Genomic DNA, 19,725 nt, shown 5'->3' with positions numbered 1-19,725 from the left:
AAGAATATGAGCATACTCGCAGCCATCCGCCCTAAAGAGCCTTTGCGCTATCTGCGCTGGTTTGACATGTTGATTGTGACCGCCATCCTGTTCGGTCAATTTGCCTACCGTTCTACCCAACTTTATATCGCCAGCCTGATGCCGCAAGTAGAAACAGCCTCTGCTACCGAAGAAGTGCGCGATACTGCGGTAACCGGCGTGGCTTATTCTGAAAACATGAGCCTGCAGTTGACGCTGCTTGCTATTGCTCTGATTTACCTCGTTATCCGCCGTTTCGACTTTAAACAGTTGCCGATTCGCTTTAATTTAGGCGTATTGTTTTGGACGCCTGTGATTTTTATCCTGATGGGTCTGACCGCCGATGCGGTAACTTCGTTAAGCGGCGGCTACAATTACTTCACCACTGAAATCTTTCAATACATCAAACCATTATCCATCTTCGACAAATTCGCCGCCCTTGCGCCGATGGCCATCCTCTACGGCCTTTTAAACGGCTTTTACGAAGAATTCTGTTTCCTCGGCCTTTTAACCTGCGTGGAAGACAAATACAAATGGCAGGCATTGGCCTATTCGACCTTGGTGCGCGTCTCCTTCCATACTTATCAAGGTATGCTTTGGGCGACCGTTATCGGCGTTGTTTTCGGCTTGATGTACTACTTCTTCTACAAATACAAAGTCAAAAACCTGCTGCCGTTTTTCCTGATTCACGCCTTGGCAGATATCTTCGGCTCCGGCTTCATCTATTTGATTTGCGCTTAATGGCAATAGTTGACTGAATAAACAAGGCCGTCTGAAACATCATTTTTCAGACGGCCTTTTATCATCTATCGGTTTACTTAATCAAAGTAATTGCCACATCCGCATCTTCGGTTGCAACTGCCTCAATCACTGCATCGCCGCCAAACCTCAACACCGATCCTGCGCCGACAGTATGTTTTTCAGTCTGATTTAACGTCACGTCAAAGCTTCCTTTTCCAACAGCAAAAATCAGCGTTTTAAAACCCGGATGATCGTGCGGCTTAATTTGCTCCCCTTTCTTCATGTCTTTCTTAACAACCATGTAATTTTCGCCGCTGAAAATTTTACCGTTTTCGGAAGAAACCTCTCCCAAAGGCGCGGCAGAAACGGCAATGGAAAACAAAGCAGACAGCAATACAGCAGGAATATTAGATACTTTCATGACAAGCCTTTCTTAAAACAGGGCTTCCATTCTATAAAAACCCACTTTATTATTCAATAACAATTCTCATTTCCTAATAAAAAGGCCGTCTGAAACCCAACGATATTTTTCAGACGGCCTGATTGACCTGTATAATATTTTCTTATTAATAAAATCGCTTTACATACCCATCAAATGGAAACCATCAGAAAAGATCCGCTCGGCTCAGCATGGGTGGTTATTGCCGCGCTCGGCTTTACCGTCATGAACCTCTCCGTCAAAGCCGCCTCTACACATTTCGGCTTTTCCAGCGGCGAGCTGGTCTTTTGGCGCATGCTGGTCTCCACCCTGTTCTTAGGCATCATGGCCAAAGCGCAAGGCAACACATTTTCCACGCCGCATTGGAAAACCCATCTCAACCGCAGCGTCATCGGCACGCTTGCCATGATGTGCACGCTTTATTCCGTCATACATCTGCCGCTGGCAACAGGCGTCACGCTCAACTACACCTCCTCCATCTGGCTTGCCATCTTTTCATTTTTCATTTTAAAAGAACGAATTACGCTTTATACCCAAGCCATTCTGGTTATGGGCTTTATCGGCGTTATCCTGTTGCTCAATCCATCTTTTCAAGGCGGACAGGAATTTGCCGCGCTGGTCAGTTTGGCAGGTGGCGCCATGTCGGGCTGGGCATATTTACAGGTGCGCGAACTCTCGCTTTTAGGCGAACCGGGCTGGCGCGTGGTGTTTTACCTCTCGCTTACCGGCCTGATTATGTCCGCCATTTGGAGCTGCTTTACCGGCTGGCATCCGCTGACCGCGTCTTCCCTGCCCTATCTGGCCGGCATCGGCATCTCCGCCATGATTGCCCAACTGGCCATGACCCGCGCCTATAAGGTTGGCAAGAAATTTACCGTTGCCTCGCTTTCTTACCTGACCGTCGTTTTCTCCGCCCTGTCCGGCGTACTGCTTTTCGGAGATAAAATCACTTGGCAGGAAGCCGCCGGCATGGTTATCATTGTTGCAGGCGGCGTGTTCAGCAGTTTTACTCCGGCCTCAATCAAAAAATTTCTGATGAAGCAATAATTTAACAAGGAGAACACCATGATTTCCATCCGCGAACAATCTTACGGCTTGAACGTAGCGCTGTACAATGAGTTCACTTTGGACGATTTCCGCCAATTGGAAGAAGCCTTGTTGGCCGCAAAGCAAAAAGTTCATCTGCCCGACATCCTGTTGGACTTGTCCATGCTGAAAGACTTCACCATCGATATGGCGGTCGAGCAAATCAAATTCCTCAACCAACATGAAACCGACTTCGGCCGCGTTGCCGTTATTACCGACGACATCTGGATCAAACTCGGCGCGCGCCTTTCCAGCCTCCTGACCAACCAACACCCAAAATACTTCAGCGATGCCACCGAAGCACAGGCTTGGTTGTTGGCAAGCAATTTGAAATAAAGACAAGGCCGTCTGAACGCATTACCTGAGCAAATTCAAAACCGCTTAGGCTCAAAATCAACGGCATCACAATATTTTTCAAAGCATAAAAAAGGCCGTCTGAAACCTTGCGACCCGCAAAGTTTTAGACGGCCTTTCATCGTTTTTATTCAAAAACTTACATGACATTCAATACATCAATGCCTAACAACTCCAAGCCTTGTTTCAGCGTGTCGCCGGTGAGCTTCGCCAGTTGCAGGCGGCTGTTGCGGGTTGCACCTTCTGATTTCAGGATTGGGCAGGCTTCGTAGAAGCGGCTGAACAAAGTGGCGATTTGATAGAGGTAGGCGGCGAGGTAGTGCGGATATGCCGTGTCCGCCACGCTTTGCAGCACGTCTTCGAATTTCAGCAGCTCGGCAGCCAGTTGTTTTTCCAGCGGTTCGGTCAAAACGGTTGATGCAGTTGCGTCCCATTCGCCTGCTTTACGGAACACGCTTTGCACGCGGGTATAGGCGTATTGCAGGTAGGGGGCGGTGTTGCCTTCAAATGAGAGCATGGCGTCCCAGTCAAACACATAATCGCTGGTGCGATTTTTGCTCAAATCAGCGTATTTGACCGCGCCGATGCCGACGGTTTTGCCGATTTTCGCCGCTTCGTCCGCGCCCAATTCAGGATTTTTCTCTTTTACCAAAGCAGTGGCGCGTTCAACAGCTTCGGTCAGCAAGTCAACCAGTTTTACAGTATCGCCGCTGCGTGTTTTGAACGGTTTGCCATCTTTGCCCATCATGGTGCCGAAGCCGATAAACTCGGCTTTTACATCTTCCGGCAGATAGCCTGCTTTGCGTGAAGTGGTAAAGAGTTGCTCAAAGTGCAGGGCTTGGCGGTGGTCGACGACGTACAGCAGGCGGTCGGCATGAAGCGTACCGACACGGTAGCGCAAACACGCCAAATCAGTGGAGGCATAAAGGAAGCCGCCGCCTTGTTTTTGCACGATAAACGCGGCAGGTTCGCCCTCTTTGTTTTTGAACTCGTCCAAGAACACGACTTTCGCGCCGTCGTCTTCGACTGCCAAACCTTTTTCGACCAAATCATCGACTACAGGTTGCAAATCGTCGTTGTATCTAGATTCGCCTGCCACGTCTTCAGGACGCAGTTTCAAGCCCAGCGTGTCATAAACGGCTTGGGCGTGCGAGAGCGAAATATCGACAAACTGTTTCCACAATGCCAATACGGTTTCATCGCCACCTTGCAGCTTCACAACGTATTCGCGTGCGGTGTCGGCGAAGGCAGGATCTTCGTCAAAGCGCACTTTGGCGGCGCGGTAAAATTGCTCCAAATCCGCCAGCTCAAACGCGGCATTGTCTTTTTGCTGCTCGACCAAATAAGCGACCAACATACCGAACTGCGTACCCCAGTCGCCGACGTGGTTTTGACGGATAACGGTGTTGCCCATAAATTCCAACACGCGTGAAATGCTGTCGCCGATGATGCTGGAACGCAGGTGGCCGACGTGCATTTCTTTGGCAAGATTAGGCGAAGAATAGTCGATAACGACGGTTTGCGGTTTATCGGTTTTCGCTACGCCGAAACGCGCGTCGTTCAAGGCCGTCTGAATGTTTTGGGCGAGGAAATCAGGACGCAGGCGCAGGTTGATAAAGCCGGGACCGGCTACTTCCGCGCTTTCAATCACAGTATTGTCGGCCAGCGCTTCGGCCACTTTTTGAGCCAACTCGCGCGGATTTTGTTTGGCTTTTTTCGCCGCACCCATCACGCCGTTGATTTGGAAATCGCCGAAATCGGGATTTTTCGCCGCCTGCAATACGACGGGGCTGTCGGACAAACCGGCAGCGGCAAAGGCTGCTTGGGCTTCACGTTCGACGGTTTGGTATAAATTCATGTTGTCGGTCTCTATCAATTCAAATCAGGCGGTATTTTAAAAGAATTTCGGGCTTTAAAACAGGGCAAGCTGCAATACTTTTCCAGCGGCTTGTTATATGATTGCATTCTGATTCAACGATTTTGCTGTAAAGGCCGTCTGAAAGGAAAAGCCATGAACCCCAAAAATACGCTTTGTCTGATTGTCGATATTCAAGAACGCCTGCTGCCCGCCCTTTCCGGCGCGGACGAAATGGTGGAACGCTGCCGCCTGCTGATTCAAGGTTTGACGGCTTTGGACGTACCCTTTGCCGTAACCGAACAATATCCGAAAGGTTTGGGCAACACCGTATCCGCTGTATCGTTGCTTTTGCCCGAAGGTATGCCCGTTGTCGAGAAAACCCGATTTTCGGCGTTTTTACCTGAAATTCAGGAAATTTTACGCAAAAACGACATCAAAAACGTTATTTTGGTGGGTGCGGAAGCGCATATCTGTATGCTTCAGACGGCCTTGGATTTGAAAGCGCAAGGTTACGCCGTATCCCTGCCTTTTGAATGCACCGCCTCGCGCACAACAGCCAACCGCGACAATGGTTTGGCGCAACTGAGCCGTCAGGGCATTATCATTTCCAATGTCGAAAGTATTTTGTTCCAACTGCTCGGCGATGCCAAACATCCGGCCTTTAAGACTATTTCCAAACTGATTCAATAACAGGCCGTCTGAAATGCAATACACCATCCGCCCTGCCCTGCGCCAAGACTTGTCTGCCATCGTCGATATTTACAACAGCACCGTGGCCACGCGCCAATCCACGGCCGATTTGTCGCCGACCACTGTTGCCGAACGCGAAATGTGGTTTGCCGCACACACGGACAAACGCCCGATCTACGCCCTTTACGATGCCGACGGCACCGTATTGGCCTGGGGCAGTTTCAGCGACTACCATCCGCGCTACGCCTACCACATCAGCGCGGAAGTCAGTGTTTATGTCCGCCACGATATGCGCGGCGCAGGCGTGGGCAAAATCCTGTTGCGGCATATGCTTGAACGCGCGCCGTCCTTAGGCATCCGCAACGTCATCGCGCCTGTGTTCGGCCACAACTATCCGAGCCTGAACCTGTTTCACCGTTTCGGATTTGAAGAATGGGGGCGGCTGCCGCAAGTCTGCGATTTGGAAACCATGTTGGCAGACGTGGTGATTTTGGGTAAAAGAATTGTGGATTGATGACGACAAAGGCCGTCTGAAAACTGAATTCAGACGGCCTTTTTACGGTAAAACCTTTATTCCGGTTTCTTCGCCAGCATGGTAACAAATTTAAACTGAATCGGATTGCCGAATTCGTCTTTTGCGTGCATCGAGCCCAGCTCTTCCTTGTATTCCACCAATTCCCAATCTTTATAGTATTCGCGCAGTTCACCCTCTCCAAACTTGAACGGGAACGGCATCGGACAAGGGAAATCTTCCGTATCCATCGCAGAAACGATCAGGTTGTAGCCTCCGGGGTTGGTGTGTTCCTTCATGTTGGCAATCACGTCAGGAACGTAACGCGGCATCAAGAACATAAACACCACGGTTGCCACCATATAATCGAAGTTTTCCTGAATATTGGCGGCGTTGAGGTCGTATTCAAACGCGCGGACATTCAATTCTTCAATACGCGCCAGCTCTTCCACGTTTTGAACCGCATGGGGATTATTATCGACAGCGGTAACGTCAAAACCTTTCAAACCCAGATACAGCGCATTGCGGCCCTGACCGCAGCCCATATCCAAAACCTTACCGACGGGTACGATGCCTTCGGCGGCGCGGACGGCCGAATGTGTCGCGCTCATGCCGTATTTCTTATTGAAATAGTCCGCCGCCTCGCAGTAAAACGACAGTTGAATTTCCGTGTCTTGCGTTTGCGGCGCGATAAAGTGCCATGCTTGCGGATGGATAATCCAATCATCGCTTTCAGGCGTCAGCTCGTGCGTGGCCGTAATATTGCCTGCTTCGTCCACTTCATTGAAGTTCAGACGGCCTTGGAGGACATTGAGGCAGCCCCAAGTACCGGCGGCGGTATTGTGTTTGGACAACAAGGCTTCGGGAATCTCGTCCGCCGTCCACACCGGCATCTGTTTATAACAAAACAATTCTTGCTGTTCGCTCATCATGTTTCCTTTCTATTTTGACGGTTTCAACACAGCTTCTGCCAAGGCTTTCTGAATGGCAATCACGCTCTTGTCGCTTTTAAACTGCAAGGTTTCGGTCGGCGCTTCGCCGGAAGAAACCCAAATCTTCAGCTCGGCATCCAAATCGAAATGACCCGAGGTTTCCACCGAAAAGCGCGACACGGAACGATACGGAATCGAACGGTAAGACACTTTCTTACCGGTCAACCCCTGCTTGTCCACCAACACCAGCCGATATTCGGTAAACACAATCAAATCGCGCACCAGGCTGAATGCCATTTTTACCTGTTCGCCATCAATCAGGATATTCGCCAAATCGCGTTCCACCGCATCGGCGTCTTTTTGCGAAGCATTGCCCAAAAGGCCGCTGAACAATCCCATATCTGCCTGCTTTCTATACGAGTGATAAGTCAGGGTATTTTACACGCGCAAACCGTATTTGCCGATATTTCAGACGGCCTTATGTTATGATACCGCCTTATTCGACAAAGACATGCCCATGGATAAACCCGTTTACCTCTACACAGACGGCGCATGCAAAGGCAACCCCGGCGCAGGCGGCTGGGGTGTATTTATGCGCTACGGCACACACGAAAAAGAATTGTTCGGCGGCGAAGCCGAAACCACCAACAACCGCATGGAGCTGACCGCCGTCATCGAAGGACTGAAATCCTTAAAACGCCGCTGCCAAGTCGTCATCTGCACCGACTCGCAATACGTCAAAAACGGCATGGAAAGCTGGATACACGGTTGGAAAAAAAACGGCTGGAAAACCGCCGCCAAAAAACCGGTCAAAAACGACGATTTATGGAAAGAGCTGGATAGTTTGGTTCAACAGCACGATGTCCGCTGGACTTGGGTAAAAGGCCATGCCGGACACCCTGAAAACGAAAAAGCCGACGAGCTCGCCAATCAAGGGGCGGCAAAATTTGCATAACACTTCACCCATGACTGTACTCAAATATCTCAAACCATTCTTTTGGATTGCTATCATTGCATTGATTTGTGTGACGCCAATAGCACTTATGTTCGCCTATTCGCCCTTTCATAATGTCAATGATTATTTTAACTTTGGATTGTGCGATCACATTGAGAGTGCCGAAGAATGTGACGACTTAATCACGCCCGCCTATTTATTTTGGTGGTTTATACCTAAACCGTGGTTTTTTACATTCATCACACTGACTGCTATTTACCTCATTCTAAAAATCCTGATTGAAATCATCCGATTCCTATTCAGACTGAGAAAGAAAAACCCATGACCTGCCCTATCTGCACTGCCGACAACGAAGACATTTTGCTGCAAACGCCAAACCTACGCGTTATCGCCGTCCACAACGAAGCCGGCGCACCGGCATTCTGCCGCGTTATTTGGAATGACCATGTTTCCGAGATGACCAACCTTTCCCCTGCCGAACGCAACGAAATCATGGAAATGGTGTATCAGGTTGAAGCCGCCATGCGCCAAGTCTTCCGCCCGGCCAAAATCAATCTGGCCAGCCTCGGCAATGTTGTGCCCCACCTGCATTGGCACGTTATCGCCCGCTTTGAAAACGACGCCAACTTCCCCGCGCCGATTTGGGCCGCTCCCGTCCGCGAACACGGTATGACCTTGCCCGAAAACTGGCCGCAACAAATCAAAAACTTAATCGCTTAAACTTTCAGACGGCCTGTAAGGTCCGACACGCCAAGTTCAGGCCGTCTGAACATATAACGAAAGGAAAACCTCAATGAACTCTACCACGCGCCGCCATTTTCTGCGTACCTGCTCTGCCGCGGCAGGTGCAGGGTTGTTGCAAGCCTGCGGCACAGGCACGACCACCACGCCGCAAACCAAAACCACTTCTACCACCGCGAAAGCCAAAACCGTGCAACCTAAGCAACCCCATCCGCCACGTTCCGGCGACAACCTCCTGCGCGTTGTTGCGCCGTCGGGCTTCGCCGAAGACCCCAACCGCGTAACCACCGGCCTGACCCGCCTCTACAACGCAGGCTTTACCGTAACCAACCAACAGGCAGGCAGCCGCCGTTACCAACGCTTCGCCGGCTCCGATGCCCAACGTGCCGCCGACTTCCAAGACGTTGCCAGCGGCCGCGTCGAAACGCCCAAAGTCCTCATGGGCCTGCGCGGCGGCTATGGCGCGGCACGTATCCTGCCGCAAATCGACTTCGCCTCACTCGGCGCCAGAATGCGCGAACGCGGCACATTGTTCTTCGGCTTCAGCGACGTGTGCGCCGTCCAACTCGCCCTGTTGGCCAAAGGCAATATGATGAGCTTTGCCGGCCCGATGGTGTACAGCGAATTCGGCAAAGCAGACCCCAGCGTCTTTACCATGGATTCCTTCATCCGCGGCACGACCAACAACGTCAACATCGTTGATGTTCCGACCATCCAACGCGCCGATGTTAACGTCGAAGGCACATTGTGGGGCGGCAACCTCAGCGTTCTCGCATCCCTCGCCGGCACACCTTACATGCCCGATATTCAAGGCGGCATCCTCTTTATCGAAGACGTCAGCGAGCAGCCTTACCGCATCGAGCGTATGCTCAATACGCTTTATCTGTCAGGTGTTTTGCAAAAACAACGCACCATCATCTTCGGCGATTTCCGCATGGGCACCATCCGTGACGCGTACGATTCCAGCTACGACTTCTCCGCCGTCGTCAACCACATTTCGCGCACCGCCAAGATTCCTGTGTTGACCGGTTTCCCATTCGGCCACATCACCAACAAAACCACTTTCCCGTTGGGTGCGCATGCCAAAGTCCGCAGTACCGGCAACGGCGGTTATTCCGTCACCTTCAGCGGCTACCCGACGCTGAACCCGTCCGCGCTGACGCTCAACAACCTGCTGCCGCCTCCCGTGCCGACTTACGACAGCACCATCTACCGCGACAGCATTACTGAAGAAGTGACCGAATAAGGCTTGTTCAAATCAAAAGGCCGTCTGAAACCCAGTTTCAGACGGCCTTTTTATATCTTCATCTTAACCGTAACGTCGTTGGAAATCTTTCATAAATTCGGCCAACGCGTTCACACCTTCAAGCGGCATCGCATTGTAAATGCTGGCGCGCATACCACCGACGGTTTTATAGCCCTTGAGCAGGCACAAGCCCTGCAACTCGGCCTCCAACACAAAGTGGCGGTCCAAATCCTCGCTTGCGGTTTTGAAGACCACGTTCATTTTGGAACGCGCATCAGGATAAATATCGTTGATGTAAAAACCGCCGCTGCCGTCTATCGCCTCATACAAGGTTTGCGCCTTCATTCGATTGACCGCTTCAATTTTTTTCACACCACCCTGCGTTTGCAACCAGCGGAACACCAAGCCCGACATATAAATCGCATAGGTGGAAGGCGTGTTGTACATACCGTCGCGGTTGATGTGCGAACGGTAGTTGAACACATCGGGAATATCGTTCGGACAACGCTCCAGCAAATCCTCGCGGATAATGACCACGGTCGCACCGGCAGGGCCGATATTTTTTTGCGCGCCGGCATAAATCAGGCCGTAATCGGATACATCAAACTCACGCGACAAAATCTCGCTGGACATATCGCACACCAGCGGCGGCAGGCCGTCTGAAAGTTTGGGGACGTTTTGATACTGCAAGCCGTTTACGGTTTCATTAATCGCAAAATGAACAAACGCGGAATTCGGGTTGACATCCCAATCCTCAACCGCAGGCAGGTTTTTATAGGCATATTGCTCGCCACCATGCGCGGCCAAACGGATTTCGGCATTGCTCAAACGGCTCATCTGTTCATAGGCAATACGGCTCCAGTTGCCCGTTACCACCGCGTCGGCAGTCGCAAAACCGTACGCCAAATTCATGGCCACCATATTGAATTGCGTGGTCGCACCGCCCTGTAAAAACAGGATTTTATAGTTGGACGGAATATTCAAAAGCTGGCGCAAGTCTTGTTCGGCATGATGCAGAATGCTCAAAAACATATCCGAACGGTGGCTCATCGCCATCACGGGGAAGCCCGTACCGTTGTAGTCGAGCATTTCCTGTTGCGCGGTACGCAATACCGCTTCCGGCAATACGGCAGGACCTGCGGAAAAATTGTAAATCGGGTGTGCGGACATGGCGGCCTTCTTTCTTATTCGGTGGGTATGAAGAAATTGTAGAACCGCCTTGCACATTGTGCAAGCACGAAAAATCAGAAAATCCAAGGCCGTCTGAAAACAAAGCAATACCAATTCTTTGTTTTCCAAAATAATTTCAAAAACGCCATATCAAAACTTGTCAACAATTTCCTTTTCAGACGGCCTCACTCTTCCACCTTCCATTTAAGCAATCACTTCAAAAAATCCACGCCAAATCAACACTTTTCTTTTATCTTGAAAACAGTTATAATAGGCCAATTTTTCAAATCACACGAAAAATGGCCGCGCGGCCATTTTTTTGTTTATGTACTTCTGGAGAAGCATGGATATTCAAAGCATTCTTGATAAAACCCTGCCCGGCTTGGGCTACGAGCTGGTCGATTTCGAACTGACCGCACAAGGCGATTTGCGCGTTTTCATCGATAAAGAAGGCGGTATCACCGTCGAAGACTGCGCCACTGTCAGCAACCATCTGAGCCGCGTGTTTATGGTTGAAGACATCGACTACAAACGTTTGGAAATCTCCAGCCCGGGCCTTGACCGCCCGCTGAAAAAAGCCGCCGACTTCGTGCGCTTTGCCGGCCAGAACGCCAAAATCAAAACACGCCTGCCGATTGATGGTCAGAAAAACTTCATCGGCCGCATCGAATCTTGCGAAAACGACATCGTTACCGTCTCTTTCGACGGCAAAACTGCCCAAATCGAATTGAGCAACATCGACAAAGCCCGTTTGCGCCCCGAATTTAAATTTTGAAAACCGATTACTTGGAGATTCTAGAAAATGAGTCGCGAAATGTTACAGCTGGCCGAAGCGCTGGCAAGTGAAAAAAACGTTGAAACGGAAGTCGTATTCAAAGCCCTTGAATTCGCCCTCTCTACTGCTGCCAAGAAAAAAGCCGACCGCGAGCACATGGACGTGCGCGTCGAAATTGACCGCGATACCGGCGAATACCAAACCTTCCGCCGCTGGCTGATTGTTGCCGATGAAGACTACACCTACCCCGACGTAGAAAAAACCATCGAGGAAATCCAAGAAGAAATTCCCGGCACTACCATCCAAATCGGCGAATACTACGAAGAGCAGCTGCCAAACGAAGGCTTCGGCCGCCAAGCCGCACAAACTGCCAAACAAATCATCCTGCAACGCATCCGTGATGCGGAGCGCGAGCAAAACCTGAACGAGTTCCTCGCTTCTAAAGAAGACATCGTTTCCGGTACGGTAAAACGCGTCGAGCGCCACGGCATCATCGTTGAAGTCGTTGCAGGCAAACTCGACGCACTGATTCCGCGCGAAGAAATGATTCCGCGCGAAAACTTCCGCAGCGGCGACCGCATCCGCGCCCTCTTCCTGCGTGTGGACGAAATCGGCAATACCGGCCGCAAACAAGTCATTTTGAGCCGTACCAGCGGCGACTTCTTGGCCAAACTCTACGCCAACGAAGTGCCTGAAATTGCAGACGGCCTGTTGGAAATCCGCGAAGTAGCACGCGACCCCGGCCAACGCGCCAAAGTTGCCGTTAAAGCCAACGACCAACGCATCGACCCGCAAGGTACTTGTATCGGCGTGCGCGGTTCCCGTGTTAACGCCGTAAGCAACGAATTGTCCGGCGAACGCATCGACATCGTATTATGGTCTCCTGAGCCTGCGCAATTCGTGATGAATGCGTTGTCTCCTGCCGAAGTGAGCCGCATCGTGATTGACGAAGACAAACACGCCGTTGACGTAATCGTTGATGAAAACCAACTGGCGCTGGCCATCGGCCGCGGCGGTCAAAACGTCCGTCTGGCTTCCATCCTGACCGGCTGGCAGCTGAACATCATGACCGTTGAAGAAGCCGACGAGCGCAATGCCGCCGAAGACGCGGTTATCCGCAACCTCTTCACTACCCACTTGAACATCGACGACGAAACCGCCGATATCTTGGTGGAAGAAGGCTTTGCCACTTTGGAAGAAGTTGCTTACGTTCCAGCGGCAGAATTGCTCGCCATTGACGGCTTTGACGAAGAAATCGTTGAAACCCTGCGCAACCGCGCACGCGACGCTATCCTGACCATTACCATCGCCGCAGAAGAAAAATTGGGTGAAGTATCTGAAGACATGCGCAATTTGGACGGCGTAGATTCCGATATGTTGCGCAAACTGGCCGAAGCCGGCGTAACCCAACGCGATGATCTGGCCGAATTGTCTGTTGACGAATTGATCGAAATTACCGGTGTTGACGAAGAAGAAGCCAAAAAAGTGATTTTGGCTGCACGCGAACACTGGTTTACTGAAGAAAATAACTAAGGGGGTACTGAATGAGTAATACAACCGTAGCGCAATTTGCCGCCGAACTAAACCGCCCCGTCGATGATTTGCTTAAACAATTGAAAGAAGCCGGGGTCAACAAAAACAGCGGTAATGACAGCATAACCACTGACGACAAACAACTGTTGACTGCTTACCTGCAAAAGAAAAACGGCAGCAACAGCGGCACCATCAGCATCCGCCGCAAAAAAACCGAAGTCAGCACCGTTGACGGCGTAAAAGTGGAAACACGCCGCCGCAGCCGTGCCGTTACCATTCCTTCTTCCGAAGAATTGGCAGCGGAAGCCAAAGCCAAAGTAGCAGCGGAAAACCAAAAAGCCGAAGCAGAAAAAGCAGCCGCCCAAGCTGCCGAAGAAAAAGCCAAAGCCGAAGCAGAAGCTGCCGCAAAAGCCGAAGCCCGTGCCAAAGCAGAGGCCGAAGCAGCCAGACTGAAAGCAGCCAAAACCGCACCAAAAGCAGAAGGCAAACCTGCCGAAGCCAAAAAAGAAGAAGCCAAACCGGTTGAAGCCGTAGAAGCCAAGGCCGAAGCAAAAGTTGAAGCGAAAGCAGACAACAAGCCGTCTGAAAAATCCGTTGAAGCTGAAAAACCAGCCGAAACCAAAAAACCTGTCAAAGCCAAACAAGACAAAGGCGGCAAAGGCAAAGAAGCGAAAAAGGCAGCCAAACCTGCCGCTCCTGCCGTACCGCAACCTGTCGTCAGCGAGGAAGAACAGGCTCAACGCGATGAAGAAGCCCGTCGTGCTGCCGCCCTGCGTGCGCATCAAGAAGCCTTGTTGAAAGAAAAACAAGAGCGTCAAGCACGCCGTGAAGCCATAAAACAACAGGCCGAGCAAGACTCAAAACCTACTAAAGAAGCCAAATCAGGCGAACGCAGTAAACCCGCCGAGAAAGCCAAAGCAGCATCCGGCGAAGGTAAATCCGAACACAACGCGCGCAGTAAAAAAGAAGACCGTCGTGATCGTGATGAAGAAAATCAAGGCCGTAACGCCAGAGGCAAAGGCGGCAAAGGCGGCCGTGACCGCAACAATGCGCGCAATGGTGACGACGAGCGCGTACGCGGCGGCAAAAAAGGCAAAAAACTCAAACTTGAGCCAAACCAACACGCCTTCCAAGCGCCGACTGAGCCCGTCGTACACGAAGTTTTGGTTCCCGAAACCATTACCGTTGCCGACTTGGCGCACAAAATGGCCGTTAAAGGCGTCGAAGTGGTTAAAGCCCTGATGAAAATGGGCATGATGGTAACCATCAACCAATCCATCGACCAAGACACTGCCCTGATTGTGGTGGAAGAACTCGGCCACATCGGTAAACCTGCCGCAGCCGACGACCCTGAAGCATTCTTGGATGAAGGCGTTGAAGCAGTAGAAGCCGAAGCATTGCCACGTCCGCCGGTTGTGACCGTAATGGGTCACGTTGACCACGGTAAAACTTCCCTGCTGGACTACATCCGCCGCGCCAAAGTGGTACAAGGCGAAGCGGGCGGCATTACCCAACACATCGGTGCATACCACGTTGAAACCCCTCGCGGCGTGATTACCTTCTTGGATACTCCGGGTCACGAAGCGTTTACCGCCATGCGTGCGCGCGGTGCGAAAGCAACCGATATCGTGATTCTTGTTGTAGCAGCCGACGACGGCGTAATGCCTCAAACCATCGAGGCGATTGCCCACGCTAAAGCCGCGGGCGTACCGATGGTGGTTGCCGTCAACAAAATCGATAAAGAAGCTGCCAACCCTGAGCGTATCCGCCAAGAGCTGACTGCGCACGAAGTCGTGCCTGATGAATGGGGCGGCGATGTACAGTTCATCGACGTTTCCGCTAAAAAAGGCCTGAACATCGATGCATTGCTCGAAGCGGTATTGCTCGAAGCCGAAGTTTTGGAACTGACTGCACCAGTCGATGCACCTGCCAAAGGCATCATCGTTGAGGCACGTTTGGACAAAGGCCGCGGCGCGGTTGCCACCCTTTTGGTACAAAGCGGTACACTGAAAAAAGGCGATATGCTGCTTGCCGGTACTGCATTCGGTAAAATCCGTGCGATGGTTGACGAAAACGGCAAAGCCATCAATGAAGCCGGCCCTTCTATCCCTGTCGAAATCCTCGGCTTGTCCGACGTACCGAACGCAGGCGAAGATGCAATGGTATTGGCCGACGAGAAAAAAGCACGCGAAATCGCTCTCTTCCGTCAAGGCAAATACCGCGATGTACGCTTGGCCAAACAACAGGCCGCAAAACTGGAAAACATGTTCAACAACATGGGCGAAAACCAAGCCCAATCCTTGTCTGTCATCATCAAAGCAGACGTACAAGGTTCTTACGAAGCTTTGGCGGGCAGCCTGAAAAAACTGTCCACTGACGAAGTGAAAGTAAACGTGTTACACAGCGGCGTTGGCGGCATTACCGAATCTGATGTTAACTTAGCCATCGCTTCCGGCGCATTCATCATCGGCTTTAACGTCCGTGCAGATGCTTCCGCCCGCAAACTGGCTGAGAATGAAAACGTGGAAATCCGTTACTACAACATCATTTACGATGCCATCGACGACGTGAAAGCCGCCATGAGCGGTATGCTCTCTCCGGAAGAGAAAGAGCAAGTAACCGGTACGGTCGAAATCCGTCAGGTTATCTCCGTTTCCAAAGTCGGCAACATTGCAGGCTGTATGGTTACCGACGGTGTGGTCAAACGCGATTCCCACGTCCGCCTCATCCGCAACAACGTAGTTATCCATACCGGCGAGCTGTCTTCTTTGAAACGCTACAAAGACGACGTCAAAGAAGTCCGCATGGGCTTTGAATGTGGTCTGATGCTCAAAGGCTACAACGAGATTATGGAAGGCGACCAACTCGAATGTTTCGACATCGTCGAAGTTGCCCGTACTCTGTAATCAGACAGGCCGTCTGAAAAATCAGAAGCAGGTTTTGCAATGCGAAACCTGCTTCTTTTTTCAGACGGCCTTTTTACAACCATTCATAGTTTGAAACTATTAAAATTGATGTGTGGTATATAAGAAACAAAACAGCCGCACAAGGCAAAGCCATTTAGCAAAAGAATAGACGGCAAACTAAGCCTGATAAGGCTCTCTATATATTGTCATATCTTAACGTTTTTGTTGTTTTTATCAAATTTCGGCACTAGTATATACAGCCTAAACACAATACAAATTAAGCAATACCGGCCATATGCCGGATACGTTTACTTCCTTGTTACTCTCATCAATATCTAAAGAAAATATCATGACAATAGAAAAAGCAATGCGCGCCCCCAATGCGCAATTTGAATTACGACATTTAGAGCAATTGCAGCCATCCCCCCTTGCACAAGCAACAACAGGCACATCGGGAGATGACGTTTATTATGTAACCCGTAGCGACGATAAAATCATTGAAAACCCAAATGGCGGAGATGATACGGTTTACAGCAACGTCAGCTATACCCTTCCAAACCACGTTGAGAACCTTGTTTTGACCGGTACAGCCAACATCTTCGGCGCAGGCAACAACAGTAACAATATCCTCATCGGCAATGAAGGCCGCAACCGCCTCAACAGCGGGCGCGGTGACGACGTCGTTTACGGTGGCGGTGGCAACGATTTTATTAATGGCGGCGAAGGCAACGACCATCTTTTCGGTGAAACAGGCAATGACACCCTCAACGGCGAAGCAGGCAATGATGTGCTTGAAGGTGGCGAAGGCGACGACACCTACCTTTTCTCTGCCAAAAGCGAGCAAGACATCATCATCGACAATCAAGGCCACAACAGCATCCGCTTCCATACCGACCTGAGCCTTAACGATTTAACCGTCGAAGTCCGAAACAACGAAACCGGCAGTCAAGACTGGCTGATTGCCGTGAAAAACAGCAACGCCGTGTTAACCATCAAAAACCAATACACTCAAAACGGTACAACACCGGCAATTTCCCAATTCATCATTGGCACACAAAAACTGGATGTAAACAGCTTTGCCAAATATTTCAATATTTCCCTGACTGAGCATACCGAAAGCGGCAAGACCATCAATGGCAGCGACGGCCATGACCATCTGATCGGCACATCCGGCGATGATATTATCGACGGCAAAGCCGGTGCCGACATTATGGAAGGTGGGGACGGCAATGATACTTACTACGTTGATGATGTAAAAGACGTGGTGATCGAACAGGCTGGCGGCGGCGAAGACACCGTATTCAGCAGCATTTCTCATACTGCCGCTACCCACGTCGAAAATGTTACCTTGACCGGCTCGGCCAATATTTTTGCCGCCGGCAACAACAGCAATAACATTCTGACCGGTAACGAAGGCCGCAACCGCCTCAATAGCGGACGCGGTGATGATACCGTTTACGGCATGGGTGGCAACGACAACCTCAACGGCGGCGACGGCAACGATTATCTGGATGGCGGCGACGGTAACGATGTCATCAACGGTGATGCAGGCGACGACATTTTAGTGGGTGGCAAGGGTAAAGACATTCTGAAAGGCGGCGCAGGAAACGATACCTATATCTACGGCGACAACGATACCATTATCGACAACCAAGGCATCAATACCCTCAAGTTTTCAGACGGCCTGAACAATACCAAGCTCAACCTGAAGGCCATTCATAACGATGACGGCAGCCAAAGCTGGGAAATTACTTCGGAGCAAGGTTCAGCCCTGATTCAAAACCAAATCGGCGCTGATGGCAGTATTTCCATCGACCGTTTCCAGTTCAACGACCAAACCTACACTGCCGCACAGTTCCAACAAGCCTTCCAAGCGCTGAAGGCTGAAACCATTAAATTTGTCGGCACAAACGGCGATGACATCTTGCATGGCAATGCAGGCAACAATGAAATTGACGGCGGCAACGACGGCCATGATACCCTTTATGGCCACGACGGCGATGACATCTTGCGCGAACACAGCGAAACCTATTACGGCAACGAACCTGCTTCCGACGATAAACTCTATGGCGGCAACGGCAACGACAAACTCTATGCCCATGTAGGCGCCGATTTGCTCAACGGCGGCGCAGGCAATGATTATCTGGAAGGCGGCGAACACAACGATACCTATGTTTTCGGGAAAGGTTACGGTCACGACACCATTTTCGACTACAACTTCGGTTTTGATAGCGAAGCAAGCCTGCACAGACTAAACGCCAACGTTGTGAAATTTACCGGCGGCATTACCCTTAACGACCTTGAAATTACCGTTGAAAAAGGTTACGACAAAACCAGTATTGCCGACATGCCCGACAGCAACCAATTTGTATCCAATCCCCTGCTGGATGGCGATACTTGGCATATCCGCATTAAAGGCACGGATGATGTTTTAACCATCAAAAACCAAAGCGGCATTTATGGTGCGATTTCCGAATTTCAGTTTGACGGCAATACCTCATACAGCACAGGCGAGCTAATCAACCACTTCAAACTGTCTATCCCGCACATGATCGGCAACACAAACATCGTCCAATACACCGGCCAACCCGTTGAAGAACTCAACCGTGATGTGTACAACAACTTCAACCACACCATCCATGCCGATAGCGATAACAGCGATTTAGATTTGTCGCGTTACACTTCTGTTGTCGAATACAGGGGCAACCGCAGCGATGAAACCATTACGTTAGGACGTGGTATCAACATCGTTGATACGGCCGGCGGCAACGATACCATTACCGACCCGGGTGCCGACAACACCGTTATCATGTTTGGCAGAAACAGCGGCAACGACACCTTTAATCCGTATGGTGGCAGCAATACCCAAGTCCTTTTCAAAGAAGGGCTTACACTGAAAGATTTACAGCTGAAAACCGGCGATGATTGGGTCTTAACCATCAAAGATACAGGCGACACCCTGACCATCCATGATATTGCCAACAATAATGTTGACAGCTTTGTATTCGGAAACGGTAAGAGCTACACCGCCGACGAAATCAGCAAAGCACTGATTACTGAAAATACACAAAACAACGGTATCCTGTAAAACTCAAAGGCCGTCTGAAACCTTAATTCAGACGGCCTCAGTCCTTTGCTGATTTATTTATCGTTCTGCTATATAATTATTCTCATTCGAATTCACAAGAAAGAATAAAAATGGATGCCTTAAATCTCCTCACCACGCGTCGTTCTTCCAAAAAACTGACTGCTCCGGCACCCAATGCTGAGCAACTGGAACAAATGCTGCAAGCGGCAACACAAGTACCTGATCACGGTAATATGCGCCCTTACCGCTTTACTGTAATTCAAAGCGAAGCCGGCTTACAACGTTTCCGCGAGCTGTTGAGCAAGACCGTTACCGATCTCAACTTCGGCGACGATGCCATGAAAAAGGCTGAACGCGTCGGCAACATGGCACCTATGATTATCGGCGTTACATTTACGCCAAACCGTGAAGTGGCAAAACCCAAACCTGAATGGGAGCAAATGCTGACTGCCGGCTGCGCCGCCTATGCTTTACAACTGGCTGCTTCAGCCCAAGGCTTCGACAATGTTTGGATTACGGGCATGTGGGTCAACAGCCCATTGTTGCGCGAAGCATTTGAGTGTGCCGACAAAGACAAAATCATCGGCCTGATGATGATTGGTTCGCCAACCGAAGAAGGAGGCGGCCCGAAAAATACCAACTTGGAATGTTTTACAACTTATTGGTAAAGCTTGAAAACACT

Annotated in this window: 18 protein-coding genes; 13 read left to right on the top strand and 5 right to left on the bottom strand. The window is 50.6% G+C overall.

What is annotated here, in order from left to right:
• Nucleotides 1-6 precede the first annotated feature (6 nt).
• Nucleotides 7-759 carry a CPBP family glutamic-type intramembrane protease gene (locus tag KCG55_RS06885; protein WP_254322504.1) on the top strand — a complete coding sequence of 251 codons (753 nt, stop codon included), beginning with the start codon at nucleotides 7-9 and terminating at the stop codon, nucleotides 757-759.
• 73 nt (nucleotides 760-832) lie between these two features.
• Here KCG55_RS06885 and KCG55_RS06880 read toward each other — a convergent pair whose 3' ends face one another.
• Entirely contained in the window at nucleotides 833-1,180 is a 348-nt protein-coding gene (locus tag KCG55_RS06880; protein WP_101755303.1) for a hypothetical protein, read from the bottom strand.
• A 174-nt stretch (nucleotides 1,181-1,354) separates the two neighbouring features.
• Between KCG55_RS06880 and KCG55_RS06875 the strand changes: the two genes are divergently transcribed.
• Both KCG55_RS06875 and KCG55_RS06870 read left to right on the top strand, forming a co-directional pair.
• Nucleotides 1,355-2,245 (top strand): DMT family transporter, encoded by an 891-nt coding sequence (locus tag KCG55_RS06875; protein WP_070713294.1) that lies wholly within the window; start codon nucleotides 1,355-1,357, stop codon nucleotides 2,243-2,245.
• A gap of 18 nt (nucleotides 2,246-2,263) precedes the next feature.
• Entirely contained in the window at nucleotides 2,264-2,620 is a 357-nt protein-coding gene (locus KCG55_RS06870; RefSeq protein ID WP_003686136.1) for an STAS/SEC14 domain-containing protein, read from the top strand.
• A 157-nt stretch (nucleotides 2,621-2,777) separates the two neighbouring features.
• On the opposite strand, the gene argS is transcribed toward KCG55_RS06870, so the two are convergent.
• Nucleotides 2,778-4,496 carry an arginine--tRNA ligase gene (gene argS, locus KCG55_RS06865; RefSeq protein ID WP_188209218.1) on the bottom strand — a complete coding sequence of 573 codons (1,719 nt, stop codon included), beginning with the start codon at nucleotides 4,494-4,496 and terminating at the stop codon, nucleotides 2,778-2,780.
• A gap of 153 nt (nucleotides 4,497-4,649) precedes the next feature.
• Here argS and KCG55_RS06860 point away from each other — a divergent pair, with 153 nt between their 5' ends.
• Together KCG55_RS06860 and KCG55_RS06855 are read left to right on the top strand one after the other, a co-directional pair.
• Entirely contained in the window at nucleotides 4,650-5,186 is a 537-nt protein-coding gene (locus KCG55_RS06860; RefSeq protein WP_188209219.1) for an isochorismatase family protein, read from the top strand.
• Nucleotides 5,187-5,199: 13 nt separating this feature from the next.
• Nucleotides 5,200-5,700 carry a GNAT family N-acetyltransferase gene (locus tag KCG55_RS06855; RefSeq protein ID WP_188209220.1) on the top strand — a complete coding sequence of 167 codons (501 nt, stop codon included), beginning with the start codon at nucleotides 5,200-5,202 and terminating at the stop codon, nucleotides 5,698-5,700.
• 56 nt (nucleotides 5,701-5,756) lie between these two features.
• Here the strand turns inward: KCG55_RS06855 and tehB are convergent, their stop codons facing one another.
• Together tehB and KCG55_RS06845 are read right to left on the bottom strand one after the other, a co-directional pair.
• Nucleotides 5,757-6,626, bottom strand: a complete 870-nt coding sequence (gene tehB / locus KCG55_RS06850) for an SAM-dependent methyltransferase TehB (RefSeq protein WP_188209221.1) — start codon at nucleotides 6,624-6,626, stop codon at nucleotides 5,757-5,759.
• A 12-nt stretch (nucleotides 6,627-6,638) separates the two neighbouring features.
• On the bottom strand, nucleotides 6,639-7,028 hold the full coding sequence (locus KCG55_RS06845) for a PH domain-containing protein (protein ID WP_003678731.1): 390 nt from the start codon (nucleotides 7,026-7,028) through the stop codon (nucleotides 6,639-6,641).
• 118 nt (nucleotides 7,029-7,146) lie between these two features.
• Here KCG55_RS06845 and rnhA point away from each other — a divergent pair, with 118 nt between their 5' ends.
• From rnhA to KCG55_RS06830, 3 genes are all read left to right on the top strand, one after another.
• The gene (gene rnhA, locus KCG55_RS06840; protein ID WP_036473212.1) at nucleotides 7,147-7,584 is read left to right on the top strand and encodes a ribonuclease HI; all 438 of its coding nucleotides are present in this window, start codon (nucleotides 7,147-7,149) and stop codon (nucleotides 7,582-7,584) included.
• A gap of 321 nt (nucleotides 7,585-7,905) precedes the next feature.
• Nucleotides 7,906-8,304, top strand: coding sequence for an HIT family protein (locus KCG55_RS06835; protein WP_254322502.1), 399 nt, complete (start codon nucleotides 7,906-7,908; stop codon nucleotides 8,302-8,304).
• 73 nt (nucleotides 8,305-8,377) lie between these two features.
• On the top strand, nucleotides 8,378-9,571 hold the full coding sequence (locus KCG55_RS06830; RefSeq protein WP_254322500.1) for an LD-carboxypeptidase: 1,194 nt from the start codon (nucleotides 8,378-8,380) through the stop codon (nucleotides 9,569-9,571).
• 63 nt (nucleotides 9,572-9,634) lie between these two features.
• On the opposite strand, the gene serC is transcribed toward KCG55_RS06830, so the two are convergent.
• On the bottom strand, nucleotides 9,635-10,741 hold the full coding sequence (gene serC, locus KCG55_RS06825; RefSeq protein WP_254322499.1) for a phosphoserine transaminase: 1,107 nt from the start codon (nucleotides 10,739-10,741) through the stop codon (nucleotides 9,635-9,637).
• Between the two features lie 343 nt (nucleotides 10,742-11,084).
• Between serC and rimP the strand changes: the two genes are divergently transcribed.
• The 5 genes from rimP (at nucleotide 11,085) to KCG55_RS06800 (ending at nucleotide 19,711) form a co-directional block, all read left to right on the top strand.
• Nucleotides 11,085-11,516 (top strand): ribosome maturation factor RimP, encoded by a 432-nt coding sequence (gene rimP, locus KCG55_RS06820; protein WP_003685973.1) that lies wholly within the window; start codon nucleotides 11,085-11,087, stop codon nucleotides 11,514-11,516.
• Nucleotides 11,517-11,543: 27 nt separating this feature from the next.
• Nucleotides 11,544-13,049: a transcription termination factor NusA gene (nusA, locus tag KCG55_RS06815; protein ID WP_254322497.1), complete on the top strand. Its 1,506-nt coding sequence runs from the start codon at nucleotides 11,544-11,546 to the stop codon at nucleotides 13,047-13,049.
• Between the two features lie 11 nt (nucleotides 13,050-13,060).
• Nucleotides 13,061-15,955: a translation initiation factor IF-2 gene (gene infB / locus KCG55_RS06810; protein WP_254322496.1), complete on the top strand. Its 2,895-nt coding sequence runs from the start codon at nucleotides 13,061-13,063 to the stop codon at nucleotides 15,953-15,955.
• Between the two features lie 349 nt (nucleotides 15,956-16,304).
• Nucleotides 16,305-19,043: a calcium-binding protein gene (locus KCG55_RS06805; protein WP_254322494.1), complete on the top strand. Its 2,739-nt coding sequence runs from the start codon at nucleotides 16,305-16,307 to the stop codon at nucleotides 19,041-19,043.
• A 110-nt stretch (nucleotides 19,044-19,153) separates the two neighbouring features.
• The gene (locus KCG55_RS06800) at nucleotides 19,154-19,711 is read left to right on the top strand and encodes a nitroreductase family protein (RefSeq protein ID WP_254322493.1); all 558 of its coding nucleotides are present in this window, start codon (nucleotides 19,154-19,156) and stop codon (nucleotides 19,709-19,711) included.
• Nucleotides 19,712-19,725: the final 14 nt, after the last annotated feature.

It is taken from the genome of Neisseria subflava, from assembly GCF_024205745.1.
Lineage (GTDB): Bacteria > Pseudomonadota > Gammaproteobacteria > Burkholderiales > Neisseriaceae > Neisseria > Neisseria flavescens_B.
Note: the sequence above shows the minus strand (reverse complement) of the source record. Positions and strands in the feature narration are given on the sequence as shown.